A 7,038-nucleotide genomic window follows, 5' to 3' on the forward strand; every position below is an offset into this window, starting at 1 on the left:
GGCCGGCCTCGTCCGTCCGCGAGTGCGCAGTGGTGACCGCGCCTCTTCGCGCGCTCGCCGCTGGTATATAATTCGTCCTTCGTGGCGGACTCACCGAACGAACCTTGGGCGGAGGCAGGATGACTGAGGCGGCGAAAAAGCGTCTGATCGGGGCCGTGGCCCTGGTGGTACTGATGGTGATCTTCGTGCCCATGCTGTTCGAGGACGCCGATCACCCGGCCGAGCGCGATCCGGCTTTCGGTCTCGACGGGGCCGAGCGGCGCCCGGTTGATTCCGCCCCGCCGGTCGAGACCTTCCCGCCGCTCGGCACCCCGATCGACGAGGGCGAGTTGGCCCTGAGCGAGGACGAGATGATCCCGTTCGAGATGGGCGAGCCGGCCGATGAGGCACCACCGTTGGTACCGATCTCGCCCACCGAACCGCGGTCGCCGACGCCGAGCGTGACCCAACCCGCTGCACCGCCTGCGGTGGCGCAGCCGTCCCCGGCGACGCAGCCATCGCCGCCGCGGACAACGGCTCAACCCGCGCCGCCGGCTACGACGACCTCGGCGCCCCCGGCGGCGCCGAGGTCCGGTACCTACGTGGTTCAGGTGGCCGCGGTCTCGACCGCGGAGCGCGCCTCGGTGCTCGAGCAGGAGTTGCGCCAGAAAGGGTTTCGCCCGTTCATCGAGCGTGCTGTCGTCGAGGGCCGCACTTGGTACCGGGTCCGTGTCGGTCCCGAGAATGACCGGTCACAGGCCGCGCGGCTGATGGAGTCGGTCAAGCAGGCGACCGGCTATCAGGGTCAGATCTTGCGGCAACCCTGATCGGCGCCGCGTCACGTCACGTTTTGGACCGGATTCCCGGTACCTGTCAGAAAGGGGCTGAGCGCGTTGGAAAACTTGAATTGGGTCGATTATCTGATCCTGGTCATCATCGGCCTGTCGGCGGTGATCGGGTTTGCCCGAGGTCTGATCCGCGAGGTCCTGTCGCTCGGGATCTGGATCGCCGCGATCTTCGTCGCCTGGCTCTTCTTCCGCGATCTCGCGGCCGAGTTGGAGCCCTGGATCTCGACCCCATCGGTGCGCCAGGTCACGGCCTTCGTGCTGATCGTGTTCGGTATGCTCTTGATCGGGGCGCTGCTCGGATTCGTGTTGACGACACTGATCGACAAGACCGGTCTGAGCGGCTTCGATCGGCTGATGGGCCTGATCTTCGGTGTCGCGCGTGGCGGTGTCCTGGTCGCCCTGCTGGTCTTCATCGTCGCGCTGACGCCGATGACCGAGGATCCCTGGTGGAACGAATCACAATTGATCGCGCCGTTCGAGCGGCTGGCGGACTACCTGCTGGCGCTGGTCCCTCCTGATATCGAGGATCGAATCAAGGTTCTCTGACCGGCACCGGTCGCCGCCCCGTCATCACGAGGTTAGCTATGTGCGGTATCGTCGGAATCGTTTCCCAGGGACCGGTCAATCAGTCCCTCTATGATGCGTTGCTGGTCCTCCAGCACCGCGGCCAGGATGCGGCCGGGATCGTGACCTGCGAAGGTGAGAAACTGCACCTGCGCAAGGACAACGGCTTGGCTCGCGATGTCTTCCGCACCCGCCACATGATTCAATTACGGGGCAGGATGGGGCTCGGCCACGTCCGCTATCCAACCGCCGGTGCCTGCAACTCGGCCGAGGCCCAGCCCTTTTATGTGAACTCGCCTTATGGCATCACGCTGGCGCATAACGGCAACCTGACGAATGCCGAGGATCTGAAGCGCGACCTCTTCGTCGAGGATTTGCGCCACATCAATACCGACTCGGATTCCGAGATCCTGCTCAACGTCTTCGCCCACGAGTTGCAGATCCAGGGCAAGCTGCGGATCGACGAACAGGATGTCTTTCGCGCCGTGGCCGGTGTCCACCGGCGCTGTCGCGGTGGCTACGCGGCGGTCGCGATGATCCCCGGCTTCGGGATCTGCGGCTTTCGCGACCCGTTCGGGATCCGGCCCATCGTTTACGGGATCCGCGAGACCGACGAGGGGACCGAGTACATGATCGCGTCCGAGAGCGTCGCGCTCGATACGCTGGGTTTTCGCCTGATCGGCGACGTGGCCCCCGGCGAGGCCGTGTTCATCGATATCGATGGTCATTTTTATTCGCGCCAGTGCGCGCCCGACCCGATCCTGTCGCCGTGCATCTTCGAGTTCGTCTACTTTGCCCGACCGGATTCGATCATCGACAACATTTCGGTACACAAGGCCCGTTCCCGGATGGGCCGTAAGCTCGCGGCGAAGATCAAGCGCGAATGGTCGAACCATGACATCGATGTCGTGATCCCAGTGCCGGATACGAGCCGCACCGCGGCCCTGCAGCTGGCCAATTCGCTCGGTATCCCCTATGCCGAAGGCTTCATCAAGAACCGCTATATCGGGCGGACCTTCATCATGCCCGGGCAGAAGGTGCGCAAGAAGTCGGTTCGTCAGAAGCTCAACGCGATCGACCTTGAGTTCAAGAAGAAGAACGTGCTGCTCGTCGACGATTCGATCGTGCGCGGCACCACGTCGCAGCAGATCATCCAGATGGCCCGCGAAGCGGGCGCGCACAAGGTCTACTTCGCGTCGGCGGCACCGCCGGTGCGTTACCCGAACGTCTATGGCATCGACATGCCGTCGGCCAACGAATTGGTGGCCCACGGTCGCACCGAGGACGAGGTGGCCCGCGAACTGGGTACCGATCGATTGATCTACCAGGACCTGTCGGACCTGGTCCAGGCGGTACAGAAGCGCGACAAGAGCCGTGTCGACCGCTTCGATGCGGCCGTCTTCGATGGCGATTATGTGACCGGCGACGTGACCCACGAATACCTGCAGCACCTCGCCCTGCACCGTAACGATGGAGCGAAGGAGGCCAAGTCGTTTCGTGGCGATGGCGTGATCGGCCTCCACAACACCGTCTGATGGAGGCGTCGCGCAGAGACGGGCCGCAGGACGGGATCGTGGGCGAGGCGGGCGATCGAGCGCCGCTCGGCTTTGCGACCCGCGCGATCCGCACCGGACATCACCGTACCGCCGAGGCCGAGCACAGCGAGCCGATCTTCGCGACCTCGAGTTATGTCTTTGCGAGCGCGGCGCAAGCGGCGGCGCGCTTCGCCGGGGATGACCCCGGCAACATCTACTCGCGCTTCAGCAATCCGACGGTCCGTGCGTTCGAGGAGCGGCTCGCCGTGCTCGAGGGCGGCGAGTCGTGCGTGGCGACGGCGTCGGGCATGTCGGCGATCCTGGCGGTCTGTCTCGGGTTACTCCAGGCTGGGGACCGGATCCTCTCATCGCGCAGCCTGTTCGGCAGCACGACGATGCTGTTCAACAAGTATCTGGCCCGCTTCGGTATCGCGACCGACTATGTGCCGCTGTCGGATCTCGCTGCCTGGGCGGCTGCGATCGGGCCGCGGACGCGGCTGCTGTATTGCGAGACCCCGTCCAATCCCTTGACCGAGATGGTCGACATCCGGGCGCTGGCCGATCTGGCCCACGCGCAGGCGTGTTTGCTGGTCGTCGACAATTGTTTCTGCACGCCGGCGTTGCAGCGGCCGCTAGCGCTTGGCGCGGATCTGGTCATCCATTCGGCGACGAAATACCTGGACGGGCAGGGGCGTTGCGTCGGCGGTGCGGTGGTCGGCGATCGGCAGCGGGTCGGCGAGGAGGTCTTTGGCGTCTTGCGCACGGCGGGACCCAGCCTCAGCCCGTTCAATGCCTGGGTGTTCCTGAAGGGGCTGGAGACCCTGTCGCTGCGCATGGACGCGCACTCCCGGGCGGCGGCCGCGCTGGCCGATTGGCTGGCCACGCACCCCGGGGTCACGCGGGTCCATTACCCCGGTCGCCCCGACCATCCGCAGCATCACCTGGTCGGAGCGCAAATGCGCGGCGGCGGTGGGATCGTCTCGTTCGAGGTGGCCGGTGGACAGGCCGCGGCCTGGTGCCTGATCGATGCCACCGAGCTGATCTCGATCACCGCGAATCTCGGCGACGTGAAGACGACGATCACGCACCCGGCGACGACGACGCATGGACGGCTGTCGCCGCCCGAGCGGGCCGAGGCCGGGATCACCGATGGCCTGATCCGGATCGCGGTCGGGCTCGAAGACCTCGCCGACATCCAGGCCGATCTGGCGCGCGGGCTGGAACGGATTGCCGCGCAGCGCTCAGCCAGCTGAGCTTCGTCAGTGTCCGGTGAGAGACGACGTGCCGGTCCCGCCCGTGCCTGCGGCCCGGCGTTTGTCGGTCAGAGGTACAGCAGCACCAGGATCAGGCCGCCGAGCAGCACACGATAGATGACGAACGGCAGCATCCCGACTCGTTCGACGAATTGCAGGAAATAGTGGATCGTCAGATAGGCGACGATGAAGGAGAGCGTAGCTCCGAGCGCCAAGGCGAACCAGTCCACCGGTTCGCTGCTCCCGACCAGATGCAGGGTCTCCAGTGCCCCGGCCATCAGGATGGTCGGGATCGCGAGCAGGAAAGAGAACCGTGCCGCGGCGCGCCGGGTCAGACCGAGCAGCAGGCCGGCCATGATCGTGATCCCCGAGCGCGAGGTGCCGGGAATGATCGCGACCGCCTGCAACAGGCCGATGAATAGGGCGTCGCGCCAGCCGACCTGATACTCGTCGCGGACCCGTCGGCCGCGGGCATCGGCCCACCAGAGGAGTAGACCGAAACCGATCGTCGTGCTGGCGATGATCAGCGCGATCATCCGCTCGTCGGCCCGCAACATCTCGAGCAACATCTTGAAAGGCAAGCCAAGGATGACGACCGGCAAGGTCGCGACGACGATCATCCAGCCGAGCCGCGCCTCGGGGGAGGTCAGCTGGCGCGTCGCGAGCGAGTCCGACATCGCCACGACCATGGCCGCGATCTCGCGCCGAAAATAGAGGATCACGGCGACCAAGGTTCCGAGATGGACTGCTACGTCGAACGCGAGATCCTGCAAGGCATAGCCGAACAGCAGCGGGGCCAGGACCAGGTGCGCCGAGCTCGAAATCGGCAGGAATTCGGTCAGCCCCTGAACGAATGCAAGGAGCAGGATCTGCGAGATGTCCATTGGTCACGTCTCCTGAACGAAAAAGGTCGCGATTATAGCGTCGATGATAATTCGAAGAGCCCCAACGTCAGGATGGCGCGCTCGAAGTCGGCCGATCATCGGCACGTCGGTAACCGTTCCCGAGGCGGGTTTTGTCGATTCGACGCAGGCGTTCGAGCCCGGCCTCGAGCGATGCCACGGCGGTCGAACGCATGGCACCGCGGCGTGATCCGAGCCCCCCCCACCAGGTGATCAGCGTCCAGGCGCCGAACAGATCTTGGACCAATTCGGCTTGATAGTAGCGACCTTTCTCGTCATTGATCCAGCGCGGCATCTTCAACTTTCTGTGGGGTGGTGTTGGCACGACGAAGCCGACGGGCCCGGTTTCTCGTCAGGGAAGCGGTGAACGATTCGGCGCTTCCCATGCGGGCTAGGAACCCCGCCCTGTTCCGTCGCGACAAGCGATGAACGATACGTGGTTCGGAAGCCGCGTGCACGACGGCCGTGGTGATCCTCGGCCAGGACGGGCGACCGATCAGCGTCTCCTCAGGGGCGCATGATCGCACTGATCGCGGCGCGCAGCCGCGTCAGCAGCGCGGCCCGGCCCGGCAGACCCAGGCGGGCGGCAGCCGTGCTCGGCTCGTGCATCTGTAGCACCGTGGCGATCAGGGCCTCGGCCGAGGCCAGATCGACGCGGCCTATTCGGATCTGCTCGCCGAGTCGTGCGCCCACCAGTTCGGCCAGCACGGGCAACGAAGCCTCCAGACTGCGATACTCGTAGGCGAACCCGGCCAGTTCGATCCATTCGGCGGGATCGAGGTGCGGCCGTCGATCCGGCAGCTCGGCCAACAGCCGCGCGATCAGGCGCGCCGGAGCCATGCGCAGCGGCCCCGCGAGCCACTGTGGCAGGCGCCGCGCCAAACGCTGTCGACCCTCGGCGACCAGGGCTTTTCCCGCCGGCGTCACGGGCTTCAGGACCACCAGGGCATGCTCGCCGCTGGCCGCGTTGCGCCGGGTGCCGACGTGGACCGGCGCGAAGCCGCACCGGGTCCAGAAGCCTAACAGCTCCGGCGTTGCGCCGAAACTGGCACCGATCAGGTCGGCCTCATCGGCCCTGGTGTCGTCGATGAGACGGCGCAGCGCAAGGGCGCCGAGGCCGCGGCGTTGGACGGCCGGATGCACCGCGAGGCGCAGGACCCGCCGATAACGCCAGCGCGGGGCGCTGATCAGCCCGGCATGGGCCGCGAGCGTCTGCGGCAGAAGATGGCCGCGCGGACGGCGTTCGCCGGCGAAGATCGCGCGGCTGAGCGCCTCGTCGAACGCGCCCTCGTCGGCGGTCAACAGGGTCGCGACGATGGCCTCGCGATGACGCAATACGTAAACCCGGACGTTCGGGCCATCGAGCAGATGGCGCAGATCGAATGGCCGTGTCTGGTAGTGGGCCAGGATCAGCAGACCGAACAGCTCGCGGAGGCTGGTTTCGTCCTCGAGCAGTCGCTGACGGTCCAGGCACTCCCAACGGCAATTCGCCACCTCGGCGTCGGCGACCGTGTCGCTTGACGCCGGCTCGGCGTCGAGCAGCAGCGCGCGGGCCGCGAGCGACTCGAGCGGATCCCGCTCGGCCCAGCGGATCGGGGCCGTCAGCGTCAAGGCCCGCCAGTTCGGGGTCGATCGGTCGAGCGTCGCGCGAAAGCGCACCTCGAAACCGCGTCCGGTGCCTTCGTAGCCATGCACGGTCGTCGCGAAGACCACCCGCGGGTACCCGGTCAGGGCCCGCTCGAGCAAGGGCACCGGGATCGCGGCGGCCTCGTCGACCAGCAGGAGCGCGGCCGGGTGGCTGGCCGGATCGAGGTCTTCCGGCGCGACGAAGGCCAGAGTACGCCGCTGATAGCGGATCTGCGATCCGCTCGTGCGTACCTCGGGAAGCCGCGCCCGGGCGTGCCGAAACAGGGTCTCGGCGGCCCGGCGGGTCGGCGCCGTGACCAGGATCGACGGG

Annotated in this window: 7 protein-coding genes; 4 read left to right on the forward strand and 3 right to left on the reverse strand. The window is 66.4% G+C overall.

Annotation, left to right across the window (positions count from 1 at the left end; translation table 11 throughout):
• The first annotated feature begins 119 nt into the window (after positions 1–119).
• From ABC977_RS14285 to ABC977_RS14300, 4 genes are all read left to right on the forward strand, one after another.
• Positions 120–806 carry an SPOR domain-containing protein gene (locus tag ABC977_RS14285; protein WP_369667946.1) on the forward strand — a complete coding sequence of 229 codons (687 nt, stop codon included), beginning with the start codon at positions 120–122 and terminating at the stop codon, positions 804–806.
• A gap of 66 nt (positions 807–872) precedes the next feature.
• Positions 873–1,373 carry a CvpA family protein gene (locus ABC977_RS14290; RefSeq protein WP_369667947.1) on the forward strand — a complete coding sequence of 167 codons (501 nt, stop codon included), beginning with the start codon at positions 873–875 and terminating at the stop codon, positions 1,371–1,373.
• A 38-nt stretch (positions 1,374–1,411) separates the two neighbouring features.
• Complete coding sequence (purF, locus tag ABC977_RS14295; RefSeq protein ID WP_369667948.1) at positions 1,412–2,926, forward strand: amidophosphoribosyltransferase; 1,515 nt, start codon at positions 1,412–1,414, stop codon at positions 2,924–2,926.
• Positions 2,927–2,964: 38 nt separating this feature from the next.
• Positions 2,965–4,179, forward strand: a complete 1,215-nt coding sequence (locus ABC977_RS14300) for an O-succinylhomoserine sulfhydrylase (RefSeq protein WP_369667949.1) — start codon at positions 2,965–2,967, stop codon at positions 4,177–4,179.
• A 68-nt stretch (positions 4,180–4,247) separates the two neighbouring features.
• Here the strand turns inward: ABC977_RS14300 and ABC977_RS14305 are convergent, their stop codons facing one another.
• The 3 genes from ABC977_RS14305 to ABC977_RS14315 all read right to left on the reverse strand — a co-directional run.
• On the reverse strand, positions 4,248–5,063 hold the full coding sequence (locus tag ABC977_RS14305) for an undecaprenyl-diphosphate phosphatase (protein ID WP_369667950.1): 816 nt from the start codon (positions 5,061–5,063) through the stop codon (positions 4,248–4,250).
• Positions 5,064–5,130: 67 nt separating this feature from the next.
• Positions 5,131–5,376: a WGR domain-containing protein gene (locus tag ABC977_RS14310; RefSeq protein WP_369667951.1), complete on the reverse strand. Its 246-nt coding sequence runs from the start codon at positions 5,374–5,376 to the stop codon at positions 5,131–5,133.
• 212 nt (positions 5,377–5,588) lie between these two features.
• Positions 5,589–7,038, reverse strand: a 1,450-nt coding sequence (locus ABC977_RS14315) for a GNAT family N-acetyltransferase (RefSeq protein WP_369667952.1), incomplete at its 5' end; no start/stop codon positions are given.

Source organism: Thioalkalicoccus limnaeus (assembly GCF_041197575.1).
Lineage (GTDB): Bacteria > Pseudomonadota > Gammaproteobacteria > Chromatiales > Chromatiaceae > Thioalkalicoccus > Thioalkalicoccus limnaeus.